This window comes from Luteimonas huabeiensis HB2 (assembly GCF_000559025.1).
In the GTDB taxonomy this organism is placed as follows: domain Bacteria; phylum Pseudomonadota; class Gammaproteobacteria; order Xanthomonadales; family Xanthomonadaceae; genus Luteimonas; species Luteimonas huabeiensis.
The window spans coordinates 232,095-258,988 of sequence record NZ_JAAN01000035.1 but is presented as its reverse complement, the minus strand read 5'-3'; the positions used below and the strand labels follow the sequence as shown (position 1 = coordinate 258,988).

The following is a 26,894-nucleotide window of genomic DNA, read 5'->3' as shown; positions in this document are numbered from 1 at the left end:
ATGCGCGCAGCGGTCGCGAACGTCGATGCGGCCGGCAACCGCTACTTCGCGGCCTCGCCGCAGGACGGCGCGGTGGGGGTGGGCGCATCGTCGGATGGCGAGTACGCCACCGCCGCCGGCGAGCTGGCGTCCGCGTTCGGCGACGGCGCCTCGGCGCTGGGCGCGCGCGCCACGGCGCGGGGCGACGCCTCCACCGCGCTGGGCTTCGGCGCCACGGCGAGCGCGCACAACAGCGTGGCGCTGGGCGCGGGCTCGGTGGCCGACCGCGACGACACGGTCTCGGTCGGCAGCGCGGGCGGCGAGCGGCAGATCGCCCACGTCGCCGCCGGCACCGAGGACACCGACGCGGTGAACCTGGCGCAGCTCAAGCAGGTGTCGCAGAGCCTGACCGACCTGTCGGAGAACGCGCTCGTCTACGACGACGACAGCCGGTCCTCGGTGACGCTCGAGGGCGAGTCGGGCACCCGCCTGGGCAACCTCGCCGACGGCGAGGTGGTGGCCGGCGGCCGCGACGCGGTCACCGGCGGGCAGCTGCATGCCGGCCTGCAATGCCGACGGCAGCACCGCGGTCGGCGCCAACGCCAGCATCGCCGCGACGGCCACGAATGCGGTGGCGCTGGGCGAGAGCGCGAGCGTGACCGCCGCCTCGGGCACCGCGATCGGGCAGGGCGCCTCGGTCACCGCGGAGGGGGCGGTGGCGCTGGGGCAGGGCTCGGTGGCCGACCGCGCCGGCACGGTCTCGGTGGGCAGCGCCGGCAACGAGCGGCAGATCGCCAACGTCGCCGCCGGCACCGCCGACACCGATGCGGCCAACGTGGCGCAGGTGCGCGCGGGGGTGGCGGAGTCGCGCGCCTACACCGATACCACCGCGACGCAGACGCTGAGTTCGGCGAATGCCTATACCGACCAGAAGTTCGCCGCCTGGAACGACAACTTCGAGGCGTTCCGCGGCGACGTCGAGCGGCGCTTCCACGACGTGGACCGCCGTCTCGACCGCCAGGGCGCGATGAGCGCGGCCATGCTCAACATGGCCACCAGCGCCGCGGGCGTGCGCACGCAGAACCGCGTCGGCGTGGGCGTCGGCTTCCAGAGCGGCGAGAGCGCGCTGTCGGTCGGCTACCAGCGCGCGATCAGCGAGCGCGCCACGCTGACCATCGGCGGCGCCTTCAGCGGAGACGAGAAGTCGGTCGGCCTGGGCGCGGGCTTCGGCTGGTAAGGAAACCGATCCGCCGGCCGCACCGGCCGGCGGATCGACTGGGTTCACCGGTGCTGCACTTCACTCAAAAAAAAGAGGTTTCGGTATGAAGCAGAGCAAGATCAGTCTGGCGGTTGCTGCGGCGATGATCGTCGGCGGCGCGGGTATCGGCGCTTCGGCCGCCGATCGCATCTCCGGCGCGCGCGTGAGCGAGCCGTCCGACGCCCCGATGGTGGCGACCACCGGCGACCGCTATGTGGTGAAGTACCGCTCGGGCGGCCCCGGAACCGACGTCCGTGCGCAGACCGCCGCGCTGCAGGGCGCGCTGGGGCGGGCGGGGCTGGACCGGCCGCTGCGCGCGACCGCCGCTTCCGCATCCAAGGCGCCGGTGGCCGCGCAGATCAAGCGCCGCATGGGCGTGGACGGCTGGGCCGTGGTGACGACCTCGCGCGCGCTGAGCGCTTCCGAGGCCGCGAGCTTCCTGCGCGAACTGTCGGCGGACCCGGCCGTCGTATCGGCCGAGCCCGACCTGATCTACCGGCACATGGGCGATGTCGGCCCCGCCGCGGCGCCGAACGATCCCAACTACGCGCAGTACCAGTGGAACTTCTACAACCCGACCGGCGGCGTGCGCGCCGAGGAGGCGTGGGAGATCTCCACCGGCGAAGGCGTGCTGGTGGCGGTGCTCGATACCGGCATCGTCGAGGGCACGCTCGACCTCGCGGCCAACGTGGTGCCCGGCTACGACATGCTGAGCGACAAGCGCATCTCGCGCCGGGAGACCGACGACCGCGTGCCGGGCGGCTGGGATCTCGGCGACTGGATCGAGGAGAACTACTGCACGGGCTGGGCCACGAACGATCCGCACCCGGCCGACATCAGTTCCTGGCACGGCAGCCACGTCGCCGGCACGATCGCCCAGGAGACCAACAACGGCACCGGCCTGGCGGGCATCGCCCACGGCGCCAAGGTGATGCCCATCCGCGTGCTGGGCTCCTGCGGCGGCTTCAGCAGCGACATCGCCGACGGCATGCTCTGGGCCGCCGGCATCGAGGTCGAGGGATTGCCGGTCAACGAGAATCCCGCCGAGATCCTCAACATGAGCCTGGGCAGCAGCGGCCAGGCCACGTGTCCCGCGCTCTACCAGGACGCGATCGATCAGGTCAACGCGGCCGGCTCGATCATCGTCGTGGCCGCCGGCAACTCCAACGGCAACGCGGCCAACTACACCATGTCCGCCTGCGACGATGTCATCAGCATCGGCGCCACCCGGATCACCGGCGGCAAGGCCAGCTACTCGAACTATGGCGAGCGGGTCGATCTGTCCGCGCCGGGCGGCGGCGGCGGCGCCGACGGCAACCCGAACGGCTACGTGTGGCAGGTCACCAACGGCGGCGAGCAGGGGCCGGAGGAAGGGAACTGGATCCTGCGCGGCATGGGCGGGACTTCGATGGCCTCGCCGCACGTGGCGGCGGCCGCCGCGATGGTGCAGAGCGTGGTCGAGACGCCGCTGGACTGGCAGGAGATGCGCGACCTCCTGACCTCCACCGCCCGACCGTTCCCGGTCTCGATTCCGTCGTCCACGCCGATGGGCGCAGGCATCCTCGACCTCAAGGCGCTGCTGGACAAGGCGACGGAAGAACCCTGCGACCCGGCGGTCGAGGAGTGCGGCCCGACCGCGACGCCGCTCGGCAACAAGGTGCCGGTGCGCGGCCTGAGCGGCGGCGCCGGCGGCGAGGTCCTGTACTCGATCGAGGTGCCGGCCGGCGTCGTCGGTCCGCTCAGCATCACCACCAGCGGCGGCAGCGGCGACGTGTCGCTGTACGTGAGCTTCGATGCGGAGCCGACCGCCGATGCGGCCGACTTCCGCTCGGCGCGTCCGGGCAACAACGAGGCCGTGCGCGTCGCCTCGCCGCAGGCGGGCGTGTACTACGTCAAGCTGGTCGGGGTGAGGGCCTACAGCAACGTCACGCTGCAAGCCCGTCACAACTGATCGTCGCGCGATGCGTCAGGCGACCCCGGCCTTGCGGCCGGGGTCGTTTCCTTTTCGGCAGGCAAGGCCCGTCAGTACGTCAGCACCGCGCGCAGCGGCGCGGCCGCCGTCCACCGCGCGCGACCGCCCAACGCCGCCAGTTCGGCCAGGACCGCCGCGCCGGCCAGGTCCGCGCCCTGGCGTTCCACCAGCCGCGCCGCCGCGAGCAGCGTGCCGCCGGTGGCGAGCACGTCGTCCACCAGCAGCACCCGGCGGCCCGGCGCCAGTGCGTCGGCGCGGATCTCCAGCCGGTCGCTGCCGTATTCGAGCGCGTAGGTCTCCTGCAGCGTCGGGCCGGGCAGCTTGCCGGGCTTGCGGATGGGCACGAACCCCGCGCCGAGCGACAGCGCGAGCGCCGCGCCCAGGATGAAGCCGCGCGATTCCACGCCCGCCACCGCGGTCACGTCCGCGTCGCGCCAGGGCGCGGCCATCGCCTCGATCGCCTCGCGCAGGCCGGCGGCGTCGGCGAGCAACGGCGTGATGTCGCGGAACACGATGCCGGGCCGCGGGAAGTCGGGGACGGTGCGGATCAGGTCGGTCCAGGACATGGAGCTCGCCTTTCGGAACGGGGCGCCATGGTAGCGAGCGGGCGCGACCCCGGCGACCGGCGCCGGAGCCGCCGCCCGGGCCGCCGGTTAAGCCCGCAGCCATGCTCGCGGCCGCGTTTCACCGCCTGTTTGCGGGCGCCCTAGGAGCATCGGCCCCACATCCAATCGAGTTCGCGGAGGTCCGTATGAACATGTTCCGCACATGGACCGGCATCGCGGCGCTCTCGCTGGCATCCGTCGGCGCGGCGTACGCCCAGACCTATGGACCGCAGGACGAGGGGCGCCGCTTCGACGACGGGACCCGGGTGGTCTGCGAAGAGGTCGAGGTGCAACGCGGCGGCAGCGATCCCAACCGCATCGGCGGCACCGCCGCGGGCGCGGTCATCGGCGGCCTGATCGGCAATCAGGTCGGCAGCGGCAGCGGGCGCAAGCTCGCGACCGTGGGCGGCGCCGTCGCCGGCGGCGCGATCGGACGCAACGTCCAGGGCAACCGCCAGGAAGCGCGCGGCGACCGCGTCGTCGAGCAGCGCTGCTACCGTACCGGGCGCTGACGCGCCCCGGGTGAAACGAAGAAGACCCGCTACGGCGGGTCTTCTCGTTTTTCCCTTGGCGCGCGTGGGCCCGGCCAGCCGCGCCGAACGCGTCAGGCCTGCGGCGATGCGGTCTCTTCGCCGGGCACCAGCCGGAACAGCCGGCCCTGCGCGCCGCGACCGCCGTCCTCGAGCAGCCAGAGCGCGCCGTCCGGGCCTTGCTCCACCTCGCGGATGCGCGTCTGCATCGGGAAGCGCTCGGCTTCGCGCGCCTGTTCGCCGTCGAACTCGATGCGTACCAGCGACTGCGAGGACAGCCCGCCGATGAAGCCGCTGCCCTGCCACTGCGGAAACAGCGAACCGTCGTAGATCACGAAGCCGGCCGGCGAGATCACCGGCGTCCAGCTGATCACCGGCGCGCGATAGTCGGGGTTGGTGCTGTGGTCGGGGATCGGGCGGCCGTCGTAGTGCTCGCCGTCGGAGACGAGCGGGTAGCCGTAGTTGGCGCCGCGCTCGATGAGGTTGAGCTCGTCGCCGCCCTTGGGCCCCATTTCGTGCACCCACAGGCGGCCCTCGGGGTCGAACGCCAGGCCCAGCGGATTGCGATGGCCCAGCGACCACACCTGCGAGGCGACCTCGCCCTGACCGGCGAAGGGATTGTCCGCGGGCACGCGGCCGTCCTCCTCCAGCCGGATCACCTTGCCCAGGTTGGAGCTCATGTCCTGGGAGGGGTCGAACTTCTGCCGCTCGCCCGAGGTGATCCACAGCTTGCCCTCGCGATCGAAGGCGATGCGGTGCCCGTAATGGCCCCCGCCGGAGACCTTCGGCACCTGCCGCCAGATCACCTGCAGGTCGCGCAGCGCGCCGCCGTCGCCGTCGAGTTCCAGCCGGCCGCGCGCCACCGCGGCGCCGCTGCCGCCGTCGCCGGCCTCGGCGTAGCTGATGTAGACGATCCGGTTGCTCTCGAACTGGGGGTGCAGCACCACGTCGCCGAGCCCGCCCTGGCCGCCGTAGGCCACCTCGGGCACGCCGGCGATCTCGCCGCGGCGCCCGTCTTCGGGGGCGTAGAGCACGAGCGTGCCGGCCTTTTCGGTCACCAGCAGGCGGCCGTCGGGCAGGAAGGTCATCGCCCATGGCTCCGCGAACTGCGCGACTTCCTCGGTGACGAAGGGCCGGCCGTCGGTAGCGGGCAGGGCCACGGTGCGCGTGCCCGCCGGCGATGCGGCGGCGGCGGGCTGCGCGGCGGCGTCGGCTGCGGCGGGGGACTCGGCGCTGCAGGCGCTGGCGAGGGCCAGCGCGCAAGCGGCGGCAAGCAGGGCTCGGGTCATGTCGGTCTCCGGCGATGGTTCGGGTCGGCGGCCTACCTTAGCGTGTCCGCGCGCGTTTTCGCGCATGGGCGGGCGCCTCGGGGCGGGTAGCCGGAGCCGCTCCAGCGCCGGTGCCGCGGTCGCGGATCGTGCGAGCGGGCCGCGGACGGAGGCCGCCGCCGCGGTGCGGTCATCGCGTCGCCAGCCCGGGGCATGCCGGCCGTACGGTCCCGGTCGAGCACAGCCCCGCCGCGGCGGCCGAACGCAGGCTTGCCCGAGCACGGTCCGGGCGACGCTCGGCCTCCGCCAGCGCCATTCCAAAATGCCGGGCGGCTTCCTCGGCATCGCCGCGCTGCAACGCCGCCTCGCCCATGACGTTGAGGCCGCGGATGCGGCCGTTCACCGCCCACGCCGTTGCCCGCCGGGCGGCCTCGTCGGTGCGGGAGAGCTGCGGCCGCAGCAGCGACACCGCTTCGTCGCTCCGGCCCAGGCGCTGATACTGCGCCGCGAGCCCGGACAGGACATACAGGTGGAAGTCCGGCGCGACCGCGGCGAAGCGGCCGGCGACCCGCTCGGCGCGCTGCAGCGCCGCGACCGATTCCTCGTGCCGCCCCATGCGCTCCAGGGTCCATCCCAGGTACGCCAGCATCGCGCCCAGGCCGGGGGTGGGGCCGTCGTTCGTGCTCTCGTAATCGGCGATCTGGCGGCGGTACGCCCGGACCGCCTCCTCCGGATCGCTGCGCATCCGGCTCAGCGCGGCGGTGAAGCGGTAGTAGGCCAGAGCGGGATCTTCCGGTCCGTACAGGGTCCGCGCGATCGCCAGCGCACGGTCGGCGCGCCGTGCGGCGGCGTCGTCGTGGCCGGCTGCGGCCTGCGCCACCGCCAGCGCCGCGAGCGCCTGGATGAGCAGTTCCGGATCGGCGTCGCTGCGCCGCTCCAGTCCCTCGACGATCGATTCCAGTTCCGCGGCCAGCATCTCCAGCGGCCGGTCGCCCACGGTGATGTGGTCGAACAGCAGATTGATCCGCACGCGCCGGATCTCGTCGGGATCGGCGCCCGGCGCGCGCTGCAGCAGCGCGATCGCCTCGTGGCCGGTGACCGTGGCCGAGGCGGTGTCCAGCGCCATCGAATACGCGCGCCGCAGCGCGGCCTTGGCGCGGCCGCGCTCGAGCGGCGGCGCCGAGGCCCGTTCCAGCAGGGCGTCGGCCTCGCGCAGCAGCGGGATGGCGCGGTCTCCCATGTCCAGCGCGGTATAGCCGCGGCCGACCGACAGCAGCAGCGCCGCCCGCACCTCGGGCGCGAGGCCGGCGTCGTCGCGCAACCGTTCCACGCCCAGGTCCAGCGCCTGGGCCACGGTGAGGCGGCTGCCGCGGGTGCGGGAAGGATCGGCATCCTCGAACAATCCGCGCATGAACGCCGCCAGCGCCTGCGCCTTGTCGCGCTCGAGCTCCGTCCGCCGCAGCTGCGCCTCGCGTTCGAACGCGAAGCCCGCCAGCAGCACCGCGATCGCCGCGATCGCCGCGACGCCGCTGCGGTGGCGGCGAACGAAGCGCCGTGCCCGGTACCACCATTGCCCGCGGCGGGCCAGCACCGGGCGCGAATCGAGATGGCGCTGGAGATCGGCCGCCAGCGCGGCCACGTCCGCGTAGCGCTCGCCCGGCGCGGCGCGCATCGCCTTGAGCACGATGGCATCGATGTCGGCCGGCACGCCGCGTCGCGGGCCGCGCGCGGCGCCTGCCGGCGCTGCCCGGCGGACGGGCCCGGCTCGGCGGCGGCGCCTCGCCGTTGAGTGTCGCGTGCGTGAGCGCCAGCGGCGATCCCGAATGCGGGAACGGCCGCGCGCCGCTCATCAGTTCGTACAGCACCACGCCGAGTTGCCAGACGTCGCTCGCGGTGCTCAGGGCTTGGTTGCGGATCTGTTCCGGGCTGGCGTATGCCAGGGTCAGCGCGTGCTGCCCGGTTTCCGTGCGCGCCGCGGCGCCCTCCGCCAGCAGGCGCGCGATGCCGAAATCCAGCAGCTTGGGCTCGCCGTCGGCATCGACCAGGATGTTGGCGGGCTTCAGATCGCGGTGGATCACCAGGTGCCGATGCGCGTACTGCACCGCCGCGCAGACCTTCAGGAACAGCCGCACGCGCGCCTGCGGGGTCGGCGCGCGCGCGGCGCACCAGCGATCGATGGGCTCGCCTTCCACGTATTCCATCGCCAGGAACGGCTGGCCGCTGCGGGTGCGCCCGGTATCCAGCAGGCGCGCGATGTTGGGATGCGAGAGGCCGGCCAGGATGCGCGCCTCCGAGGCCAGGCGCCTGACCGCATCGTCTTCCGGCCACGCCCCGGCGTCGAGCAGCTTGAGCGCCACGCGTTGCAGCCCGTCGCCGAACCGGCGCTCGGCCAGGTACACCACGCCCATGCCGCCGCGCCCCAATCGCCGCAGCAGGCGGTAATCGCTGCCCGCCGCCGCTTCCAGCCGCGCGCCGCTCAGGTCGCCGGCATCGACCGCGGCGTCCCAGCGTCGCGCGAGGGGCGGCGGATCCGGCTCGTCCAGCGCGCGTTGCAGCCAGCCGACCTCGTCGCGCAGCGCCTCGTCGTCGCCGCATTCGGCGGCGATCCACCGCGCGCGCTCGGCGTCCCGCAGCTCGGCGGCCGCCAGTACGATGGCCTTGGCCCGCAAGTAGCGCTGGCGCGCGTCCAAACCCCGCCCCCTGTCCACGGCCGCCGACGACCGCTGCCCGAGTATAGGCAATCGGTTTCCGCCGTCTGGCCGATCGCCAGCGGTCGCGGCGCCGGTACCGCGCTCGCGTCTCTGCCGATGGCCGATCGCGCCGCTTCGCTCGCGCGTCCGCCAGGTCGCTCGCGGCGAAGGTCGGTGCGTTCTGGGAACGCGATCACACGAGGGTCTAGTCCATTTGCGGCGCCATGCGGTTAAGGAAACGTAGGGTTAACAACGGCGGCGCTGCGCGGATTCATCCGCGCCCAGGCACAGTCGGGGCGTGCGGAAGGGCGAGCGTCCTCGCCTTTTCGCCGCACCGTTCCTTACTGGAGATTTCCATGAAGCATGCACGCACTCCCATGACCGGTCTGCTCGCTCTGGGTGCCGCCCTCGCCATGCCCTTGGCCTTCGCGCAAGAACCCACCACGCAGGCGCCGCCGGGCGCCGCGCAGCCGCCGGCCGCGGAAGGCCAGGTGACCTGGGCGGACCTGGATACCGACGGCGACGGCAACCTCAGCAAGCAGGAGGCGAGCGCCCACGCCGCGCTCTCGACGGTGTTCGACCAGGCCGACACCGATGGCGACGGCCAGCTGACGCCGGACGAGTACCGCGCCTTTGCGGTGTCGCAGGGCGCCGGTCCGACCGGCGAGAACTGATCCCGTCCGACGCGATGCGTCGCGGCGCCACGAAGGGCGGCCTCCGGGCCGCCCTTCTCATTGGACGCGCGGCCCCGCGGCGGAGTGCGTGCGAGCGGCAGGCATCGGGGATCGGGTCGCGGCATCGTCGTGGTCGGACAGGCGCCCGGGCGCGCTTTCGCGCCGCGATTCTCGCGCCTCGTGCCTCGCGCCTCGCGCCTCGTGCCTTGCGCCGCGGGCGACGGCGTCCGCGGGGCGCGGCGCCGGGCCGCCTACAATGCACGGATGCACGCGATCCCCCAGCTCGAAGCCGGCATCCGGCTCGTCGGCTTCGACGCCGACGACGCCCTCTGGCGCAGCGAGGACTACTTCGCCGCCGCGCAGGCCGAGTTCGAGCGCATCGTCGGCGCCTACGTGGAACTCGACGACGCGCGCGCACGGCAGCGGCTGCTGGCGATCGAGCGCGGCAACCTCGCGCTGTTCGGCTACGGCGTCAAGGGCATGGCGCTGTCGATGATCGAGGCGGCGGTGGAGATCACCGCGCAGCGGATCGCCGCCGCCGATCTGCACCGCATCGTCGCCATCGCCAAGGACATGCTGCGTCATCCGGTGGAAGTGCTGCCGGGCGTGCGCGCCGCGGTCGAGGCCGTGGCCGCCGATCACGACATCGTCCTCATCACCAAGGGCGACCTGTTCCACCAGGAGGCGAAGGTGCGCCAGTCGGGCCTGGCCGACCTGTTCGGGCGCATCGAGATCGTCAGCGAAAAGGACGCCGCCACCTACCAGCGCGTGCTGGACGAGTTCGGCCTGCCGCCGGCGCGGTTCTGCATGGTCGGCAACTCGTTGCGCTCCGACATCGCGCCGGTGCTGCGGCTGGGCGCCTGGGCCGTGCACGTGCCCTACCACCTGACCTGGGAGCACGAACGGGAAGCCGACATCGCGCCGGCGATGCGCGCGCGCATGCGCGAGGTGGAGGATCTGCATGCCCTGCCCGGGGCGATCCGCGAGCTCGACGCGCGGGCCGCGGCCGCCGGCCCAGACGCGCCGCGCGCTGGAAACGGTTACGTGTGAACCGCAGCCATCCCGGGCGCGGGAGCGTGCGCGCGGGCGACGCGGAGCCAGTCGGCGTTCACTTCGGTGTTCGCATGTTGTGGGGGCGCCGCCGCGATGGTCGCGGGGCCGCGTCGCCAGGAGCGCCTGCCATGTCCGTCCTCTCCCGCTGGTTCGCCCCCGTCGTCCTCGCCGCCGGTTTCGGCGCCGTCGCGCTCGCGCCCACGCCCGCGCATGCCGACGACGAACTCGTGCGCATCATCGTCGATGCCGCCGACGTCATCCTGCGCGGCGGCGAACCCTACTATCGCCACGGCGACGATCGGCGCCTGGTCGTCGGTCGCGACCGCTACGGTCGCCCGGTCTACTATCGCGACGCGCCTCGCTACGACCCTCGTGCGTACGACCGCGACCGTCGCCATTCGCATCGCTACGACGACCGGCGCGACCGCCGTCACGATCGCCGCAACGTGCGTTGCGACAGCCGCGGCCGCTGCACCGCGCAGTACTACGACCCGCGCTACGACCGCGATCGCCGCCGCTGGCGCTGAGGTCAGTCCGCGGCGCGGTGCTGGCGGTCGTCGACCACCGGCGCGGACCGCAGGCTGCTCTCCACGCCATCGCCGATCCGCGTTCCGATCGCCTGCAGCGCCAGCGCGTAGCCGACCAGCAGCAGGGCGCCGATGCCCAGGCCCAGCAGCCAGCGGCGCAGGCGCCGTCCGCCGGCGGACGGCGAGGCGGAATCGGAAGAGGGGGTTGACGGGACCATGGACGCGCTCCGATGCGGCCACGGCGATCCGCCGGGGCGAGGAGCGCATGCTGCGCGCACCGACGTAGCGGCGGCGTGCAGGCGTCGCGCGCCGGCCTGCGGCACAATCGCCGCATGGCCTTCCCGCGCGTCGCCGTGCTGCCCACGTCCTGCCTGCTGCTGGCCGCCTGCGGCTGGACCGCGCCGCAACCGGTGGGGGAGGGCGAGCGCATGGCCTGGCAAGGCCTGCAGGCCTGCGCCGACTGCGCCGGCATCGAAACCGAACTGGTGCTCGAGCGCATGGACGGCACGCGCTCCTTCCGCCTGACCGAGACCTACCTGACCGACCTCGGCGCGACGCCCTTCGTCGACAGCGGCGGCTGGCGCGTGGACGCCTCGTTGATCCGCCTGGAAGGCGAAGGCGGCAGCGAGCGCGCCTACGCCGTGCTGGACGACGGCAGGCTGCAGTCGCGCGATGCCGGGGGCGGAGCGCTGCCGGGCGGCGGCCACGTGCTGCAGCCGATCCCCGCCGACGAGCCTTGAACCCCACGCCCATGCCTTCCGACCGCGAGCCCGACATGCCCCCATCTCCCCCGCGCATCGCCCCGGCCTGGCTGCTGGCGATCGCGCTGGCCACGGCCGGGCCGGTCGTCGCCCAGGCGCCACCGGCGCAGGGCGCGGAAGCGACCGGCGACGCCGAAGCGGTGGCCGCCGGGCCGCGCACCGGCGATGCCTGGGTGGACGCGCAACTGGCCGACATCGACCGCTATGCCGCGCGCCACCGCCGTGCGCTCGCCGACGAACTGGTGCGCTACCGCGACACGCCGCGCGCGTTCGCCGACGAACTGCTCGGCCGCGAGGACTGGAGCGCCGGCGAGGCCTACTTCGCCTGCGCGCTGGCGCAGGTGGTCGGCCGGCCCTGCCGTGCGGTGGTCGCCGCGCGCGACCGCGACCGCGACCGCCCGTGGGCGGAACTGGCCGAGGAACTCGGTGCCGCGCCCGGCTCGGCCCCGTACCGGCGGCTGAAGGAAGGCATCGCCGCCAGCTACCGGCGCTGGGCGCGGCCGCTGGCCCTGGACGCCGAACTGCGCCGCGCCATCCCCGAGGACGCGCGCCCGCCGACGCCATGAAGGCCGGAGCGCTGCCGGAGCGAGGCTAGAATGCCCCCCATGACGCACGACCCCGCCCACCGCCGGCTGTCGGTGGCCCCGATGATGGACTGGACCGACACCCACTGCCGGGCGTTCCATCGCGTGCTGGCGCCCGATGCGCTGCTCTATACCGAGATGGTGCACGCGAACGCGGTGGTGTTGGGCGACCGGTCGCGGTTGCTGGCGATGGATCCGGCCGAGCACCCGGTCGCGCTGCAGCTGGGCGGCAGCGAGCCGGCGCGGCTGGCGGAGGCGGCGCGCATCGGCGCGCGGCACGGCTTCGACGAGATCGACCTCAACTGCGGCTGTCCCTCCGATCGCGTCCAGGCCGGGCGCTTCGGCGCCTGCCTGATGCGCGAGCCGGCGCTGGTCGCCGATTGCGTGGCGGCGATGGTGGAGGCGCTGGCGGCCGAGGGCCGGGCGGTGCCGGTCACGGTCAAGTGCCGGCTGGGCGTTGACGACGATCACGACTACGACCGCTTCCTGGCGTTCGTGGACGGGGTGGCCGCCGCCGGCAGCCGGCGCATCGTCGTGCACGCGCGCAACGCCTGGCTGCAGGGGCTGTCGCCGAAGGAGAACCGCGAGGTGCCGCCGCTGCGCTACGACTGGGCCTACCGGCTCAAGCGCGAACGGCCGGCGCTGACCGTCCTGCTCAACGGCGGCATCGCCGACGAGGAGGCGGCGATGGCCCATCTGGCCCACGTCGATGGCGTCATGCTCGGCCGCGCGGCGTACCACGATCCCTATCTGCTGCACCGGCTCGACTGCCGGCTGTCGGGGCGGGCGCCGCGCCCGCGTGCCGAGCTGCTGGCCGCGTTCGCGCCCTACGTCCGTGCCCAGCTGGCGCGCGGCGTCGCGCTCAAGCACGTCGCCCGGCACGTGCTGGGCCTGTTCCAGGGGCAGCCCGGCGGGCGCGCGTTCCGGCAGGTGCTGAGCGAGGGGGCGCATCGCCCCGGTGCCGGCTGGGAGCTGGTGGAGGCAGCGATCGCCGCCACGCGCCCGGGCCCGCGGGCGGCGGCCGCCTGAGGCCGGGCCACAATTCCGTCATCGAGGAGGCTCGCGGCTGAACCGGGGTCAGGGTGTTGACGGAAAAGTTAAGGACGGATTCACTGCTCGATTTCGACAATCCACAGCGTCCTGCCGATAGGACGCCCCCTCGCCACGGCCCCTCCGATGTCCGCACCGTTCCGCCCGCTGCCGACCTGCCTGCTCGCCGCCGCCCTGCTGGCGGGCGGCGTGGCGCAGGCGCAGGGGCGGCCGGAACCGCCCCGGCCCGAGCGCCCGCTGCCGCGCGGCCAGGATGCGATGGCCGATTCCATTCGCCACATCAGCAGCGCCGCGCGCGGCGAGGTGCTGAGCGCGGAGTCGATGCACATCGACGGCCGCGAGATCAACCGGATCAAGATCCTGGACGATCGCGGCCGGGTGCGGGTGTACGAGGACGATCCGCAGCGACGCATGCGCGACGCGCGGCTGGCGCCTACACGTCGCCGCGACGATTGAGTTCAGATACTTGAACGCACAGGCCGCCACGGCCGTCTGACACGGAGTTGAACCCCATGCGTATCCTGCTCGTCGAAGACGAAGCCCCGCTGCGCGAGACCCTGGCCGCGCGGCTCAAGCGCGAGGGTTTCGCGGTCGATGCCGCCCAGGACGGCGAGGAAGGCCTGTACATGGGCCGCGAAGTCCCCTTCGATGTGGGCATCATCGATCTGGGCCTGCCCAAGATGTCGGGCATGGAGCTGATCAAGGCCCTGCGCGACGAGGGCAAGCAGTTCCCGGTGCTGATCCTGACCGCGCGTTCCAGCTGGCAGGACAAGGTCGACGGGCTCAAGCAGGGCGCCGACGACTATCTGGTCAAGCCGTTCCACGTCGAGGAACTGCTGGCGCGCATCAACGCGCTGGTGCGGCGCGCGGCGGGCTGGAGCAAGCCGACCCTGGAGTGCGGTGCGGTCACCCTGGATCTCGCCGCGCAGACGGTGAGCGTCAACGGGCAGAACGTCGATCTCACCAGCTACGAGTACAAGGTGCTCGAGTACCTGATGATGCACGCCGGCGAACTGGTCTCGAAGGCCGACCTGACCGAGCACATCTATCAGCAGGACTTCGACCGCGACTCCAACGTGCTGGAGGTCTTCATCGGCCGCCTGCGCAAGAAGCTGGACCCCGAGGGCACGCTGAAGCCGATCGAGACCGTGCGCGGCCGCGGCTACCGCTTCGCCATTCCGCGGAGCACCGAGGGCTGACTTGCCGGCCGCACCGACCGTGGCCGACCGCGCGGCGCCCCCGGGGCGCCGCGTGCGCGATTGAGGAACCGGCGCGATGAGCCAGCGGCCGATCAAGCGCGAACTGCCCTGGCGCCCGCGCTCGCTGCAGGCGCGGCAGATGCTGGCCGCGAGCCTGGGCCTGGTCGCCTTCCTCGCCCTGGCGGGCTATGCGCTCGACCGCGCCTTCGTGGACGTCGCCAGCCAGGGCCAGCGCGACCGCCTGCGCGGCTCGGCCTTCACCTACGCCGGCGACGTCGAGTTCGCCCGCGACGGCACGCTCATCGCGCCCGAATTCCCGCCCGACGAGCGCTTCGAGCGTCCCGGCAGCGGCAGCTATGCCGCGGTGGTGATGGAGGACGGCATCTGGCTGTCGGGCTCGGCGCAGGGGCCGGTGCTGCCGGAGCTCGAACTGCTGGAACCGGGCCAGGAAAAGATCGACGGCCCCTTGCCGATCCTCGACAGCGCCGGGCTGCCCGGCGAGGTTATCCGCTACGGCCGCGGCTTCGCCCTGGTGCGCGAGAGCGGCGGCGAGGAAACCGAACTGCTCTATACGGTGTACATCCTCGAGGATGCCGGCACGCTGCCGCGGCAGGTGCAGGTGTTCCGCCAGGCGCTGTGGCGCTACCTCGGCGTGGCCGGCGTGATCCTGCTGCTGCTGCAGGCGCTGGTGCTGCGCTGGAGCCTGCGCCCGCTGCGCAACGTGATCGCCGAGCTCAAGCGCGTGCAGCGCGGCGAGGCCAATCGCATGGGGGAGCTGCACCCGCGCGAGCTGGAGCCGTTGACCGACAGCATCAACGCGCTGATCGAGAGCGAGCGGCAGAACCTCGAGCACCAGCGCAACACCATGTCGGACCTGGCGCACAGCCTGAAGACTCCGCTGGCGGTGCTGCATACCCGGCTGCAGGCCGGCGCCAGCGACGCCGAGCTGCGCGACGAGCTGGCCATCCAGCTGCGGCGCATGAACGATCTGGTCGGCTACCAGCTCGGGCGCGCCGCCTCCAGCGGACACAAGCTGTTCTCCGCGCCGGTGGAGATCGAGCCCTATGCCGAGGAAATCGTGCGTGGGCTGGAGAAGATCTACGCCGCGCAGGGGGTGATCTGCGAGTTCGACATCGACCCGTCCGCGCGCTTCCACGGCGAACCCGGCGATCTGCAGGAACTGCTCGGCAACCTGCTGGAGAACGCCTTCAAGTGGGCGCGGCGCCGCGTGCTGCTGACGGTACGCCCGGGGGAGCCGCAGCCCAACCGCCGCCCCGGCCTGCGGCTGGCGGTGGACGACGACGGCCCCGGCATCCAGCCCGACCGCATCGCGCACGTCCTGCAGCGCGGGGTGCGCGGCGACGAGCGCGTGCAGGGCCACGGCATCGGGCTGGCGATCGTGCAGGACATCGTGCATAGCTATCGCGGCGAGCTGCACGTGGGCCGTTCCGAGGAACTGGGCGGGGCGCGCTTCGAGGTGGTGCTGCCGCCGGGGCTGTGAGCGCCGCGGCGTGCGCGCAGGCCTACGGCAGGTCCGGCGCGGGGCGGTCGGCGAACGGCGAAGGACCGTAGAAGCGCCGCAGGTGCCCGGCCACTTCGGGCAGCTCGCGCGCCAGCAGCGCCGGGGCGCTGAAGTGGTATTCGCTGCACACCGCGAAGAACTCCTCCGGCGCCTCGCCGGCGTAGGGATCGAGCGCGGTGGCCTCGTCGCGCTCCAGGCGGGCGACGAAGCCGTCGAAGGCCCGCTGGAAGTCGCGCGCCCAGCGCCGCTGCCAGTCGCGCGGCAGGGCGGGGGTGCCGTCGAGCACGCCGTCGAGCGCGTCGAGCTTGTGCGCCATCTCGTGCACGGCCACGCAGAAGCCGCGGTCGGGCTGGTCCAGGTCGGCCTCGACGTCGGCCCAGGACAGGATCAGCGGCCCTGATTCCCAGGCCTCGCCGATCAGTTCGTCCTCCCACTCGTGCAGCACGCCGGCGGCGTCGAGGTGGCTGCGGTTCACCCGGAACGCCTCCGGATACACGATCAGCTGCGACCAGCCGTGCAGGCCCTCGGCGCCGAACTCCAGCAGCGGCAGGCAGCACAGCGCGGCCAGCAGCGCGTGCCGGGTCTCGTCGAGTTCGAGCCCTGCGACCGGGGTGATCGTCTTGTCGTGCAGGAAGCGCGCGGCCAGCGACTGCAGCCGCGCGTCGCGCGCGGCGTCGAGCCGGCCGACCCAGGCGGCGCGTTCGCGGACGTCGGCCCAGAGCGCGGGCGCGAGCGGATCGGGACGGCGCCGCAGGCGCCGGAACCAGCCGTTCACCGGATCAGCGGAACATGCCCGGCAGGAAGCTGTGCCAGCGCGGAGCGCGCATGCCGTTCTCGGGCACGCCGCGGTGGAGCGGGGCGCGATCCTCGCCATCGCCCAGGCTGCCGCGATGCTCGGCGGGGCGGGGATTGGTGGGGTCCTGTGCGGACGTTTCGCCGCAGCCGTCGCCGGGCGACTGGCGCAGTTCGGTCGCCAGCGCCGGTGTGCTGGCGCAGCCGAGCAACAGCAGGATCGCGAGTCGCAGGGCCATGACGGGTCGCAGGGTGGCGGACGGATCGCCGACTATAGCGCGGTTGCGCCCGCGCTGCAGGCTGGGCATCCTGCCGGGCTCGCCGCGAGCGCGGCGGGTCGATCGGGAACCCATGTCCATGGAGCGCGCACTGTTGCAACGCCTGGCCGCGGGGCCGGTCTCCGGCGATCGGCTGGCGCGCGAGCACGGCCTGACCCGCGCGGCGGTCTGGAAGCGGATCGAGGCGCTGCGCGCGGCGGGGGTGCCGATCGCGGCGCGCGCAGGGCGGGGGTACGTCCTCGAGGGGCCGCTCGACCTGCTCGATGCCGGCGCGATCCTCGCGCGGCTGCCGGCCGAAGCCGCGTCGTTGCTGACCGGGCTGGAGGTGGCCTGGTCGATCGATTCCACCAATTCCGAGCTGCTGCGCAGGCCCGCGCCCGCGCAGGGCGCCCAGGCGCTGCTGGCCGAGCGCCAGACCGGCGGCCGCGGCCGCCGCGGGCGCGCCTGGGCTTCGCCGCTGGCGGCCAATCTCTACCTCTCGGTGTCGCGCGCCTTCGCCGGCGGGCTGGCGCGGCTGGGCGGGCTGAGCCTGGTCGCCGGCATCTGCGCGGCCGAGACGGTGCGCGCCCTGGGTGCGCCGGTCGGCCTGAAGTGGCCCAACGACCTGGTGGTCGAGGCCGGCGACGGCGCGCTGCGCAAGCTCGGGGGCGTGCTGGTGGAGGGCGGTGGCGAGCACGCGGGGCCGGTGCGGGCGGTGATCGGGATCGGCCTCAACGTGGCCATGCCGGCGGCCCCGGCGGCGGCGATCGGACAACCCTGGGCGGACCTGCGCGGCCTGGGCCTGGCGCCGCCGCTGCGCGAGCGCCTGGCCGCCGAACTGATCGCGGCGTTGCTGCCGGCGCTGGAGATCTTCGACCGCGACGGCCTGGCGCCGTTCCTGCCGCGCTACGCGGCGCTGGATGCGCTGGCGGGGCGGCCGATCGTGCTGCACGGGACCGCCGGCGATCGCGCCGGCGTCGCGCTGGGACTGGCCGCGGACGGCGCGCTGCGCGTGCGCGAGGGCGGGGTCGAGCGCCAGGTGCACGCTGGCGAAGTGAGCGTGCGGAGGCGCGACGATGACTGAGTGGCTGATCGATCTCGGCAACACCCGTCTCAAGTGCGCGCCGCTGCAGGCCGACGGCCGCGCCGGCGAAGGCTTCGCGGTGCCGCACGACGGCCAGGCGCTGCCGGCGGACTGGGCCGACGCGCTGCCGCCGCGGGTGGATGCGGTGGCCCTGGCCAGCGTCGCCCGCGAGGCGTTGCGAACGGCGGTGCTGCGGACCCTGGCCGGGCGTTGCGGGCGAGTGGTCCGGGTGCGGACCGAGGCGGTCTTCGACGGCATGCGCATCGCCTACGCGCGGCCGGAACGGCTGGGGGTGGATCGCTTCCTGGCCCTGGTCGGTGCGCATGCGCGCGGTCCCGGCCCGTGGCTGGTCGCCGGGGTGGGCACGGCGCTGACGGTGGACCTGCTGGACGCGCAGGGCGTGCATCGCGGCGGCCGGATCGCGCCCGCGCCGGCGCTGATGCGCGAGAGCCTGCACCGGCGCGCCCCGCACCTGCCCGCCGAGGGCGGGCGCTACACCGCGTTCGCCGCCGATACCGACGATGCGCTGGCCTCCGGCTGCCTCGGCGCCGCCTGCGCGCTGGTGCAGGCCAGCGCGGTGGAGGCCGAGGCGCTGCTCGGCGCGCCGCCGCGACTGCTGGTCCACGGCGGCGGCGCCGCGGCGCTGCTGGCGGGTCTGCCCGCGGCGACGGCCGCGCCGCACCTGGTGATGGAAGGGCTCGCGCGCTGGGCGGGCCGCACGCGGCGCCCGGCGCGAAGCGGATGACGGGCGCCGCCGCGATCCGGGTGGCGCATCGCGGTGCCGCGGGCGTGCACGAACGTCGCTCCCGGGTATGGCGCATCGATGAGCGTTGCGCGCGCCCGGGCGCGTGCGCGGCAGCGCGTTCGAGGCGGCGGCGGTCGGCCGGCGCCGGTCGCGCGCCGCTTCGCCGGCGGCTGGGGCCACGGGCCGCGAACGCGGCGGAAATGACCCGCTCGGCGAACGGTGCGGACCCGCACGGCGTGTTCCGCCCGCGTCCCAGGCGGAATCGACATTCAGCGTGCGCAAGGCCCCTTCCCCGGAGGCGGGCGCAAGCTGCTTTCCTTGCCTCACAAGCGGGGAGCATTCTCTTCTTCCTCCCCCCGCAAGCGCGGGAACACTCTGTTTTTCCCTTCCCCCGCAAGCGGGGAGCACTCTGTTTTTCCCTTCCCCCGCAAGCGGGGGAAGGTGCCGAAGGCGGATGGGGGCACGCCGCAGGCGTGCAAAGCGGCCCTCATCCGGCGGGGAGAAGGGACGACATGGCCCCGCTTGCGGGAGAAGGAGCGACATGGCCCCGCTTGCGGGAGAAGGAGCGACATGCACCCGCTCGCGGGAGAAGGAACGGCATGGGCTCGCTTGCGGGAGTAGGGACAGCCCGGTGCTGCGGGCCGAATGTCGATACAGGCCCAAGAGCGGATAACGCGCCGCCTGTCGCCGAAAGCGCGGAGCGCAGGGCCTAGAATCGGCCCATGTTCGCGCGCGCCGTCGTCCTGTTGCTGATCGTCCTCAACCTCGGCGTGGGCCTGTGGTGGGCGCTGCGCGCGCCGCCGCAGGCCGAACCGCCGCCGGCGCAGCCGCCGGGCGTACCGCCGCTGCTGCTGGCTTCGGAGGTCCGGCACGCCGCCAGCGAGGCGCCGCGCGCCGGTGGCATCGCCGCCGCCGATGGCGCGGCGCGCGCCGCCCCGCCTGCGATCGAGACATCGACGCCAGCGCCGGGCGAAGATGCGCCGGCCGCCGAGGGCGCGCTCGCTCCGGCCGCCGCTGCAACCGCGCCGGTCTGCCTGCGCATCGGTCCCTTCGCCGACGAGGCCGCGCTCGCCCGGGCCAGCGCGCGCCTGCAAGCGCAGGTCGAGCGCGCGGTCGCCCATGCGACGGCGACCGCGCCGCGCGGCTGGCGCGTGTGGCTGCCGCCGCAGCCCGACCGCGAGGCGGCCCAGGCCGTCGTCGAACGGTTGCGCGCGGCAGGCTTCGACGACCACTTCATCCTCGGCGGCGACGAGGCCAACGCGATCGCCCTGGGCCGCTTCGGCAGCGAGTCGGCAGCGCGCCGGCACGCCGCCGCGCTGCGGGCGGCCGGCTTCGACGCGCGCGCCGAGGCGCTGGGCGCGGCGACCACCGCGCAATGGCTGGACGTGGTCGCCGCCGCGGAGTTCGACGCCCAGGCCGCGGGTCGCGCCAGCGGGGCGGAGGTGCGGCCGCTCGACTGCGCGGCCGTGCGCGGCTAGCGTGGGCGCGGTGCCGCATCCGCTAGAATCGCCCCGGCATGCCGTGCCGGCATAGCTCAGCTGGTAGAGCAACCGCCTTGTAAGCGGTAGGTCGTCCGTTCGATCCGGACTGTCGGCACCAATCCCGCGGGGGCGCGGGCCGGCGTCGGGAACGTCCCGACAGACAGCGCACGTGAATGGGGGCATTCTGTTCCGACCGGCGCACGGTACCCGACGACTCCCCATCCCCTTGTCGCGGGTACGACCCAACGTGCACGCCCCCGCAACGGGGGCAGCCGGTTCCCGATTCTTCGGGCCCGCGGTGCCGCCGGTTCGCCGCGGGAGCCGATGCTAGACTCCCACCGCCCTGCGGTCGCGGCGGTCGGTTGCGCTCGCGGCGTCCGCGGGCTTCCTCGGAAACCGGACCTGCCGCAATGCCTCGATCCTATCCCCCCGTCTCGCTCATCGGCGTGCCGACCGACATCGGCGCCGGCCATCTCGGCGCCCGCCTTGGGCCGGATGCGCTGCGCATCGCGGGGCTGGCGGAGGCGCTGCGCGCGCGCGGCGTGGACGTGGCCGATCGCGGCAATCTGGACGGTCCGCCCAATCCGGTGCAACCGCCGGTCGGGGGCTACCGGCACCTCGACGGGGTGGTGGCGTGGAACGAGGCGCTGCTGGCGGCATCGCTGGCGGAGCTGCGCGCGGGCCGGATGCCGGTGGTGCTGGGCGGCGACCATTCGCTGGCGATCGGCTCGATCGCCGCGGTGGCCGCGCATTGCCGCGAGGCCGGCCGAAAACTGCGCGTGCTGTGGCTGGATGCGCACTCGGATTTCAACACCAACCAGGTCACGCCCTCGGGCAACCTGCACGGCATGCCGGTGGCCTGCCTGTGCGGGATCGGACCCGAGGCGCTGGTGCGCATCGGCGGGCACGTGCCGGCGATCGTGCCGGCGCAGGTCCGCCAGGTGGGCATCCGCTCGGTGGACCAGGAGGAGAAGCGCCTGGTCAAGGAGCACGGCCTGGACATCTACGACATGCGCCACATCGACGAGGTCGGCATGAAGCGCACCATGGAGGCGGCGCTGGACGGCCTGGACGAGAACACGCACCTGCACGTGAGCTTCGACGTGGACGTGCTCGACCCGTCGATCGCGCCCGGCACCGGCACCACCGTGCCCGGCGGCCTGAACTACCGCGAGGCGCAACTGGTGATGGAGATGATCGCCGATACCGGGCGGATGGGCTCGCTGGACGTGGTGGAGGTGAGCCCGGCGCTGGACGTGCGCAACAGCACCGCGGAACTGGCGGTGGACCTGGTGGAGAGCCTGTTCGGGAAGTCGACGCTGATGCGCGACTGAGCCGAGGAGGGGGCGCCGCGCCCGAAACCTGAACAGGAGTTCGTGGGCTCCGCCGCGTTTGCATTGAATCGACACGGCGTTCACAGCATCGTGCGTTCTCATGCGTCCCCGGGCCGCGGGTTTCGTGTCCCTGTCCAGGGGCGGCTCTCAACATCCCATCAGGAGATTTCCATGAAGCGTTTCACTGCCCTGCTGCTGCTCGCCCTGTTCTCCGCAGGCACGCTGACCGCCTGCAACACCGTCAAGGGCGCCGGCCAGGACGTCCAGAAGGTGGGCGGCAAGCTCGAGGACGCCGCGGACAACACCGGCGGCACCGGTCGCGACTGATCGGCCGTGCGTTGCGAGCGAAAAAGCCGGCGAATGCCGGCTTTTTCGTTTCCGCCGCGTCGGCCGGCGCGGCCGGGCGATGAAGCGTTCATGGAGTTGACGGCGCATCCAACGCAATCTTGATCCGTCCTGAAGCCGTTCCCCGCGAAGCTGGTCGCACGGTACTTCCACCGTGACTGACGAGGCAGGCATGAACAAGGACATCATTTCCGGCAAGTGGTCCCAGATCAAGGGCAAGGCGCAGGCCAAGTGGGGCGACCTCACCGACGACGTGTTCGACGTGGCCGAGGGCGACAGCAAGTACCTGGCCGGCAAGCTGCAGGAACGCTACGGCTGGGAGCGCGAGCGGGCGGAGAAGGAAGTGCGCGAGTTCGAGCGCACCCTCTAGTCCCAGCTCGTCGGGAAAGCGGGACGAGGGCCGGCGATCGCCGGCCCTCGTTCTGTCCGGGCGGCGGCCGGCGGCGGCGCGGGGCGACGGGACGGTTAGACTGGGATGTCCCGTTCTCGCGCCTTTTCCCGATGTCCCCACGTCCCACCCGCGTCCTCACCGGCATCACCACCTCCGGCACCCCCCACCTGGGCAACTACGTCGGCGCCGTGCGCCCGGCGATCGCCGCCAGCCGTGCGCCCGGCGCGGAGAGCTTCTATTTCCTGGCCGACCTGCACAGCCTGATCAAGGCGCAGGACCCGGCGCGCACCCAGCGCTCGACGCTGGAGATCGCCGCGACGTGGCTGGCCGCCGGGCTCGACCCGGCCAAGGTCTGGTTCTATCGCCAGAGCGACATCCCCGAGATCCCGGAGCTGACCTGGTTCCTGACCTGCGTGGCGGCCAAGGGCATCCTCAACCGGGCGCACGCCTACAAGGCCGCGGTGGACCGGAACCGCGCCGAGGGCGAGGACGACGACGCCGGCGTCACCGCGGGCCTCTTCATGTACCCGGTGCTGATGGCCGCCGACATCCTGATCTTCAACGCCGACAAGGTGCCGGTGGGCCGCGACCAGATCCAGCACATCGAGATGGCCCGCGATTTCGGCCAGCGCTTCAATCACGTCTACGGCCGCGAATACTTCGCCCTGCCCGAGGCGGTCGTCGACGAGCAGGTGGCGACGCTGCCGGGGCTGGACGGCCGCAAGATGAGCAAGAGCTACGGCAACACGATCCCGCTGTTCGCGCGCAGCGGCGAACTGCGCAAGCTGATCTTCTCCATCGTCACCGACTCGCGCGCGCCGGGCGAGCCGAAGGACGCCGCCGGCTCGCCGCTGTTCCAGATCTACCAGGCCTTCGCCAGCCCGGCCGAGACCGCCGAGTTCGCGCAGGCCTTCGCCGAGGGCATCGGCTGGGGCGACGCCAAGCAGCGGCTGTTCGAGCGGGTGGAGGCGGAAATCGCGCCGATGCGCGAGCGCTACGAGGCGCTGATCGCGCGCCCGGGCGACATCGAGGACGTCCTGCGCGATGGCGCGAGGCGGCTGCGCGAGCGCTACGCCACGCCGCTGCTGGCCGAGCTGCGGCACGCGGTGGGCCTGCGCGACCTGTCCGCGCTGCCGGCGGCGCCGGAGCCTGCGGGCACCGCCGCGGCCCCGGCCGCGACCGCGCCGCCCACGTTCAAGCAGTACCGCGAGGCCGACGGCCGGTTTTCGTTCAAGCTGGTCGAGGGCGACGCGCTGCTGCTGCAGGGCGCGGCCTTCGAGGCCCCGCGCGAGGTCGGCCTGCTGATCGCGCGGCTCAAGCGCGGCGACGCGCCGCTGGCGGAGGAGGGCGGCGCGCTGCGGGTGGACGGCACGGTGGTGGGAACCCTGGCGCCAGGCATCGGGCTCGATCGCGTCGCGGCCGCGCTGGCGAGGCTGGCGGAGGCGGCATGAGCGCGCTGGTCGAGCTCAACCTGGCGTTGATCCTGTTCCTGCCCTGGTTCCTGATCCTCGGCGCGCTGTACTGGATCTATCCGCGGCAGCCGCGCGACGCCGCGCGCCGCCTGTTCGACGTGGCCGCGCTCGCGCTGTCGGTCGTCGCGTTCGTGGTCAGCATCCACTGGGCGCATCGCACCGCCGACCCCGCCTACGGCGGCATGTGGCGGCAGATCCTGGCCACCGCGCTGGGCTATGGCGTGTACCTGGCGGCGATGCTGGCCGCGTTCGCGCTGCGCGCGTTCTGGCTGCGCCGCCGTGCGCGGCCGGCGCCGCCGGCAAGCGCCCGCACGCGGTCGTAGCGGCGCTCGCGCGACCGGGCAAGGCGCCGCCGGGGCCGCGACGCCGGACCTGCGCAGCCGGCGAACGGCACGGGCCGCCACCGGCGTCGCTTTCCCGCTCCCGGCGCGAAACCCGCTTGCGCGAACGCGTTTCTGCGCGGCGCGGGCGGCCTGCGACCAAAGCCGAATCCCGGCCGTGCCGGCGCTTGCCTACACTGGGCGCGTCATCGAGCATCCAGAGCGAACGCATGTCCGACTCCCATGGCGTGGCGACCATCGATACCGGCTACCAGCGACCGGCGTTCTGCGCTGCCTACCTGGTGGTGCAGGACGGGCGCGCCGCGTTCGTGGACACCGGCCCGGCGCGCAGCGTGCCGCGGCTGCTGGCCGAGCTGGACGCGCGCGGCCTGCGCCGCGCGGCGGTGGACTGGGTGATCCTGACCCACGTGCACCTGGACCACGCCGGCGGCGCCGGCGAACTGATGCGCGCGCTGCCCAACGCGACCCTGGTGGTGCATCCGCGCGGTGCGCCGCACATGATCGATCCGGCGCGGCTCGCCGCCAGCGCGCGGCAGGTCTACGGCGACGAGGAATTCGAGCGCAGCTACGGCGAACTGGTGCCGGTCCCCGCCGAGCGCGTGGTGGCGGCGGCCGACGGGCACGTCGTCGAGCTGGCCGGCCGCCGTCTGCGCTGCGTGGACACGCCCGGCCACGCGCGCCATCACCTGGCGGTCTGGGACGCGCGCAGCCGCGGCTGGTTCGGCGGCGACGTGTTCGGCATCTCCTACCGCGAACTGGATACGCCGCGCGGCGCCTTCGTCATCCCCACCAGCTCGCCGGTGCAGTTCGACCCGGACGCGATGAAGGACTCGGTGCGCCGGATGCTCGCCGAGGCGCCGGCGCGGGTCTATCTGACCCACTACGGCGAAGTGAGCGACTGCCAGCGGCTGGGCACCGACCTGATCGCGCAGGTCGATGCGATGGCGGCGCTGGCGCGATCGCTGGCGCGCGACCCCGACCGCCACGGCCGTCTGATCGAGGCGCTGACGCGGCTGTACGTGGAGCGCGCGCAGCGGCACGGGGTCAAGGACGCGGCGACCCAGGTGCCGACGCTGCTGGCGATGGACATCGAGCTCAACGCCCAGGGGCTGGGGGTGTGGGTCGACCGGGACGCCGCGGCCGGCTGAGCCGGCCGCGACACCGCGTCGCGCGCGCGGGCCTACGGTTTCACTGCGGCAGCGCCAGGTCGTCCAGCAGCGCGCGCAGGAAGCGCGCGGCCTCGCCGCCGGTGCAGGCGCGGTGGTCGAAGGTCAGCGACAGCGGGATCACCTTGTGCGATTCGAAGCCGCCGATCACCGGGGTGATCTGGTGGCGGGCGCGGCCGGCGGCGACGATCGCCACGCACGGCGGCACGATCACCGGGGTGGCGTAGCGGCCGGCGAACATGCCGAAGTTGGACAGCGAGATGGTGTAGCCGGTGAGTTCGCTGGCCGGCAGGCTGCGGTCCTCGACCTGCGCGCGCAGGCGGTTCACGCCCTCGCGCACGCCGGCGGCGTCGAGCACGTCGGCGTTGCGCAGCGCGGGCACGAACAGGCCGTCGTCGGTGTCCACGGCGATGCCGATGTCGACGTGCGGGTGCAGGGTGCGGGTGAGCTTGTCGCCGTCGAACCAGGCGTTGAGCGCGGGGACCGCGCGCGCGGCGGCGCAGATCGCGCGCACCAGGCGCGCGGTGACGTCGTTGCCCGGGGCCCAGGCGTGGATGTCGGCGTCGTCGGTCAGCGTGGTCGGCACCACCTTGGCGTGGGCGTCGGCCATCACCCGCGCCATGTTGCGGCGCACGCCCTTGAGCTGCTCGGGCTGGCCGCTGGCGGAGACCGAGGGCGGCTGGGTGCGCATGGGCCTGCCCGAGGCGGACAGCGCGGTGCGCTGCTCGGGCGGACGGGAGGACGGCGCGGCGGTGGGCTTGCCCTCGCCCGGCGCGCTGACCGCTCCCGCGCGCGGAAGCGGCGCATTCGCCGCGGCGCTTCCCTCGGCGGCGGCCTGCTTGACGTCGGCCATGGTGACCACGCCGTCGGCGCCGGTGCCGCGCACGCGGGTGATGTCGACCTGCAGCTTGCGCGCCAGCGCGCGCACGGCCGGCATCGCGCGCACGCCGCCCACGGAGCTGGGGCGCTCGCTGTGCACGGCGTCGGAGCTCTGCATGGCACCGACCACGGTGCCGCTGTCGGCGCGTTCGCCGCCCGGCGCGCCCTGCGGGGCCGGCTCGCCGGCATCGGCGATCGCGCCGCCGTCGTCGGAGGCGACCACCCGCGCGCCCGCGCCGGGAGCGTCGCTGCCGGCGCCCTTGGCGGGCTTCGGCGGGCCGTGGTGATGGCCGGTGTCCTGGCCCTCGGCGCGCTGCGGCAGGGCCGGGTCGATCTCGAACTCGGCCAGCACCGCGCCGGTCTCGATGACGTCGCCGGGTTCGCCGGCGAGCTTGAGCACCTTGCCGGAGACCGGCGAAGGCACTTCCACCACGGCCTTGGCCGTTTCCATCGAGACCAGCGGCTCGTCCAGCCGGATGGTGTCGCCGACCTTCACCGACCACTCGACGATGGTCGCGTCGGGCAGGCCTTCGCCGAGATCGGGAAGCCTGAAGCTCTTCTTGTCCGCCATGTCAGTCCTCTTCCTCGCCGTCCTCGGACGGCTCTTCGATGGCGCGCGCGGGAATCCACCCGCAGGCGCCGTGCGCGTTCTCGGCCCACCACCAGCCGGCCAGCTCGCGATGCAGGCACAGCCGCTCGCCGGGGTCGGCCTCCAGTTCGCGGGTGTCGTAGTCCGCCAGCGCGGTCGCCTCGCCCTGCGCGCGGTCGAACAGCGCCGCCGGCACCCAGCCGCCGTCGCCCGCGGCGTTCACCGCCCACACGAACTCGGGCCAATCGGTGTCGCGTTCGCCGAGCGCGAGGCGCTCGCCGGCCGACACCCGGATCGGCGGGCGGTCCGGGGCGCGGTGGGCGCGCAGGACGCGGGCCCGCCGCAT

At 73.6% G+C, this 26,894-nt stretch carries 26 protein-coding genes, 1 tRNA gene and 4 pseudogenes; 23 read left to right on the top strand and 8 right to left on the bottom strand.

From position 1 onward, the window contains the following. The 3 genes and pseudogenes from Z164_RS23725 to Z164_RS0115510 all read left to right on the top strand — a co-directional run. Positions 1–516 (top strand): annotated as a pseudogene (locus Z164_RS23725) (hypothetical protein); the annotation flags it as partial. Between the two features lie 31 nt (positions 517–547). Then, positions 548–1,216, top strand: a pseudogene (locus Z164_RS23390) (YadA-like family protein); the annotation flags it as partial. A gap of 85 nt (positions 1,217–1,301) precedes the next feature. Beyond that, the gene (locus Z164_RS0115510; RefSeq protein WP_024891599.1) at positions 1,302–3,188 is read left to right on the top strand and encodes a S8 family serine peptidase; all 1,887 of its coding nucleotides are present in this window, start codon (positions 1,302–1,304) and stop codon (positions 3,186–3,188) included. Positions 3,189–3,259: 71 nt separating this feature from the next. Here the strand turns inward: Z164_RS0115510 and Z164_RS0115505 are convergent, their stop codons facing one another. Continuing rightward, positions 3,260–3,775 (bottom strand): adenine phosphoribosyltransferase, encoded by a 516-nt coding sequence (locus Z164_RS0115505; RefSeq protein ID WP_024891598.1) that lies wholly within the window; start codon positions 3,773–3,775, stop codon positions 3,260–3,262. Between the two features lie 185 nt (positions 3,776–3,960). On the opposite strand from Z164_RS0115505, the gene Z164_RS0115500 reads away from it, so the two are divergent. After that, on the top strand, positions 3,961–4,326 hold the full coding sequence (locus Z164_RS0115500) for a glycine zipper 2TM domain-containing protein (RefSeq protein WP_024891597.1): 366 nt from the start codon (positions 3,961–3,963) through the stop codon (positions 4,324–4,326). Between the two features lie 92 nt (positions 4,327–4,418). On the opposite strand, the gene Z164_RS0115495 is transcribed toward Z164_RS0115500, so the two are convergent. The 3 genes and pseudogenes from Z164_RS0115495 to Z164_RS23720 all read right to left on the bottom strand — a co-directional run. Beyond that, positions 4,419–5,633: a PQQ-dependent sugar dehydrogenase gene (locus Z164_RS0115495; RefSeq protein WP_024891596.1), complete on the bottom strand. Its 1,215-nt coding sequence runs from the start codon at positions 5,631–5,633 to the stop codon at positions 4,419–4,421. Positions 5,634–5,802: 169 nt separating this feature from the next. Next, entirely contained in the window at positions 5,803–7,320 is a 1,518-nt protein-coding gene (locus Z164_RS23385; protein WP_024891595.1) for a tetratricopeptide repeat protein, read from the bottom strand. A 166-nt stretch (positions 7,321–7,486) separates the two neighbouring features. Continuing rightward, positions 7,487–8,020: pseudogene (locus Z164_RS23720) on the bottom strand (serine/threonine-protein kinase); the annotation flags it as partial. 638 nt (positions 8,021–8,658) lie between these two features. Between Z164_RS23720 and Z164_RS0115480 the strand changes: the two are divergent. From Z164_RS0115480 to Z164_RS0115470, 3 genes are all read left to right on the top strand, one after another. Beyond that, entirely contained in the window at positions 8,659–8,976 is a 318-nt protein-coding gene (locus Z164_RS0115480) for an EF-hand domain-containing protein (protein ID WP_024891593.1), read from the top strand. 264 nt (positions 8,977–9,240) lie between these two features. Next, a complete protein-coding gene (locus Z164_RS0115475; protein WP_024891592.1) occupies positions 9,241–10,026 on the top strand; it encodes an HAD family hydrolase in 786 nt (261 codons plus the stop codon). A gap of 131 nt (positions 10,027–10,157) precedes the next feature. Beyond that, positions 10,158–10,556 (top strand): hypothetical protein, encoded by a 399-nt coding sequence (locus Z164_RS0115470; RefSeq protein ID WP_024891591.1) that lies wholly within the window; start codon positions 10,158–10,160, stop codon positions 10,554–10,556. Between the two features lie 2 nt (positions 10,557–10,558). Here the strand turns inward: Z164_RS0115470 and Z164_RS0115465 are convergent, their stop codons facing one another. Further along, entirely contained in the window at positions 10,559–10,774 is a 216-nt protein-coding gene (locus Z164_RS0115465; RefSeq protein WP_024891590.1) for a hypothetical protein, read from the bottom strand. 114 nt (positions 10,775–10,888) lie between these two features. Here Z164_RS0115465 and Z164_RS0115460 point away from each other — a divergent pair, with 114 nt between their 5' ends. The 6 genes from Z164_RS0115460 (at position 10,889) to Z164_RS0115435 (ending at position 15,651) form a co-directional block, all read left to right on the top strand. Continuing rightward, the gene (locus tag Z164_RS0115460) at positions 10,889–11,296 is read left to right on the top strand and encodes a copper resistance protein NlpE N-terminal domain-containing protein (RefSeq protein WP_160170694.1); all 408 of its coding nucleotides are present in this window, start codon (positions 10,889–10,891) and stop codon (positions 11,294–11,296) included. Positions 11,297–11,331: 35 nt separating this feature from the next. Continuing rightward, a complete protein-coding gene (locus Z164_RS0115455; RefSeq protein WP_081770213.1) occupies positions 11,332–11,883 on the top strand; it encodes a hypothetical protein in 552 nt (183 codons plus the stop codon). A 30-nt stretch (positions 11,884–11,913) separates the two neighbouring features. Then, the gene (gene dusA / locus Z164_RS0115450; RefSeq protein ID WP_024891587.1) at positions 11,914–12,930 is read left to right on the top strand and encodes a tRNA dihydrouridine(20/20a) synthase DusA; all 1,017 of its coding nucleotides are present in this window, start codon (positions 11,914–11,916) and stop codon (positions 12,928–12,930) included. Positions 12,931–13,077: 147 nt separating this feature from the next. Continuing rightward, positions 13,078–13,407, top strand: a complete 330-nt coding sequence (locus tag Z164_RS0115445; protein WP_024891586.1) for a hypothetical protein — start codon at positions 13,078–13,080, stop codon at positions 13,405–13,407. 56 nt (positions 13,408–13,463) lie between these two features. Then, positions 13,464–14,150 carry a response regulator transcription factor gene (locus Z164_RS0115440; protein WP_024891585.1) on the top strand — a complete coding sequence of 229 codons (687 nt, stop codon included), beginning with the start codon at positions 13,464–13,466 and terminating at the stop codon, positions 14,148–14,150. A 76-nt stretch (positions 14,151–14,226) separates the two neighbouring features. Then, positions 14,227–15,651 (top strand): ATP-binding protein, encoded by a 1,425-nt coding sequence (locus Z164_RS0115435; protein WP_024891584.1) that lies wholly within the window; start codon positions 14,227–14,229, stop codon positions 15,649–15,651. Positions 15,652–15,673: 22 nt separating this feature from the next. Here the strand turns inward: Z164_RS0115435 and Z164_RS20760 are convergent. After that, positions 15,674–16,485: pseudogene (locus Z164_RS20760) on the bottom strand (M90 family metallopeptidase). Positions 16,486–16,815: 330 nt separating this feature from the next. Here Z164_RS20760 and Z164_RS0115425 point away from each other — a divergent pair. The 10 genes from Z164_RS0115425 (at position 16,816) to Z164_RS0115380 (ending at position 25,062) form a co-directional block, all read left to right on the top strand. Continuing rightward, a complete protein-coding gene (locus Z164_RS0115425; protein ID WP_052338473.1) occupies positions 16,816–17,805 on the top strand; it encodes a biotin--[acetyl-CoA-carboxylase] ligase in 990 nt (329 codons plus the stop codon). Further along, entirely contained in the window at positions 17,798–18,550 is a 753-nt protein-coding gene (locus Z164_RS0115420) for a type III pantothenate kinase (RefSeq protein WP_024891582.1), read from the top strand. Before Z164_RS0115425 ends, Z164_RS0115420 begins: the two co-directional genes overlap by 8 nt. 722 nt (positions 18,551–19,272) lie before the next feature. Continuing rightward, positions 19,273–20,028 carry an SPOR domain-containing protein gene (locus tag Z164_RS0115415; RefSeq protein ID WP_024891581.1) on the top strand — a complete coding sequence of 252 codons (756 nt, stop codon included), beginning with the start codon at positions 19,273–19,275 and terminating at the stop codon, positions 20,026–20,028. A gap of 45 nt (positions 20,029–20,073) precedes the next feature. Next, positions 20,074–20,149, top strand: a tRNA-Thr gene (locus Z164_RS0115410). Between the two features lie 292 nt (positions 20,150–20,441). Continuing rightward, positions 20,442–21,365: an arginase gene (gene rocF / locus Z164_RS0115405; RefSeq protein ID WP_024891580.1), complete on the top strand. Its 924-nt coding sequence runs from the start codon at positions 20,442–20,444 to the stop codon at positions 21,363–21,365. Between the two features lie 171 nt (positions 21,366–21,536). After that, the gene (locus Z164_RS0115400) at positions 21,537–21,692 is read left to right on the top strand and encodes an entericidin A/B family lipoprotein (protein ID WP_024891579.1); all 156 of its coding nucleotides are present in this window, start codon (positions 21,537–21,539) and stop codon (positions 21,690–21,692) included. 190 nt (positions 21,693–21,882) lie between these two features. Next, positions 21,883–22,080 carry a CsbD family protein gene (locus tag Z164_RS0115395; RefSeq protein WP_024891578.1) on the top strand — a complete coding sequence of 66 codons (198 nt, stop codon included), beginning with the start codon at positions 21,883–21,885 and terminating at the stop codon, positions 22,078–22,080. Positions 22,081–22,211: 131 nt separating this feature from the next. Further along, the gene (locus Z164_RS0115390) at positions 22,212–23,552 is read left to right on the top strand and encodes a tryptophan--tRNA ligase (protein ID WP_024891577.1); all 1,341 of its coding nucleotides are present in this window, start codon (positions 22,212–22,214) and stop codon (positions 23,550–23,552) included. Continuing rightward, a complete protein-coding gene (locus Z164_RS0115385; protein WP_024891576.1) occupies positions 23,549–23,896 on the top strand; it encodes a hypothetical protein in 348 nt (115 codons plus the stop codon). The genes Z164_RS0115390 and Z164_RS0115385 overlap by 4 nt, the downstream gene beginning before the upstream one ends. Before the next feature lie 227 nt (positions 23,897–24,123). Continuing rightward, the gene (locus Z164_RS0115380; protein ID WP_024891575.1) at positions 24,124–25,062 is read left to right on the top strand and encodes an MBL fold metallo-hydrolase; all 939 of its coding nucleotides are present in this window, start codon (positions 24,124–24,126) and stop codon (positions 25,060–25,062) included. A gap of 40 nt (positions 25,063–25,102) precedes the next feature. Here Z164_RS0115380 and Z164_RS0115375 read toward each other — a convergent pair whose 3' ends face one another. Next, positions 25,103–26,530 carry a dihydrolipoamide acetyltransferase family protein gene (locus Z164_RS0115375; RefSeq protein WP_024891574.1) on the bottom strand — a complete coding sequence of 476 codons (1,428 nt, stop codon included), beginning with the start codon at positions 26,528–26,530 and terminating at the stop codon, positions 25,103–25,105. A gap of 1 nt (position 26,531) precedes the next feature. Continuing rightward, complete coding sequence (locus tag Z164_RS0115370; protein ID WP_024891573.1) at positions 26,532–26,894, bottom strand: SH3 domain-containing protein; 363 nt, start codon at positions 26,892–26,894, stop codon at positions 26,532–26,534.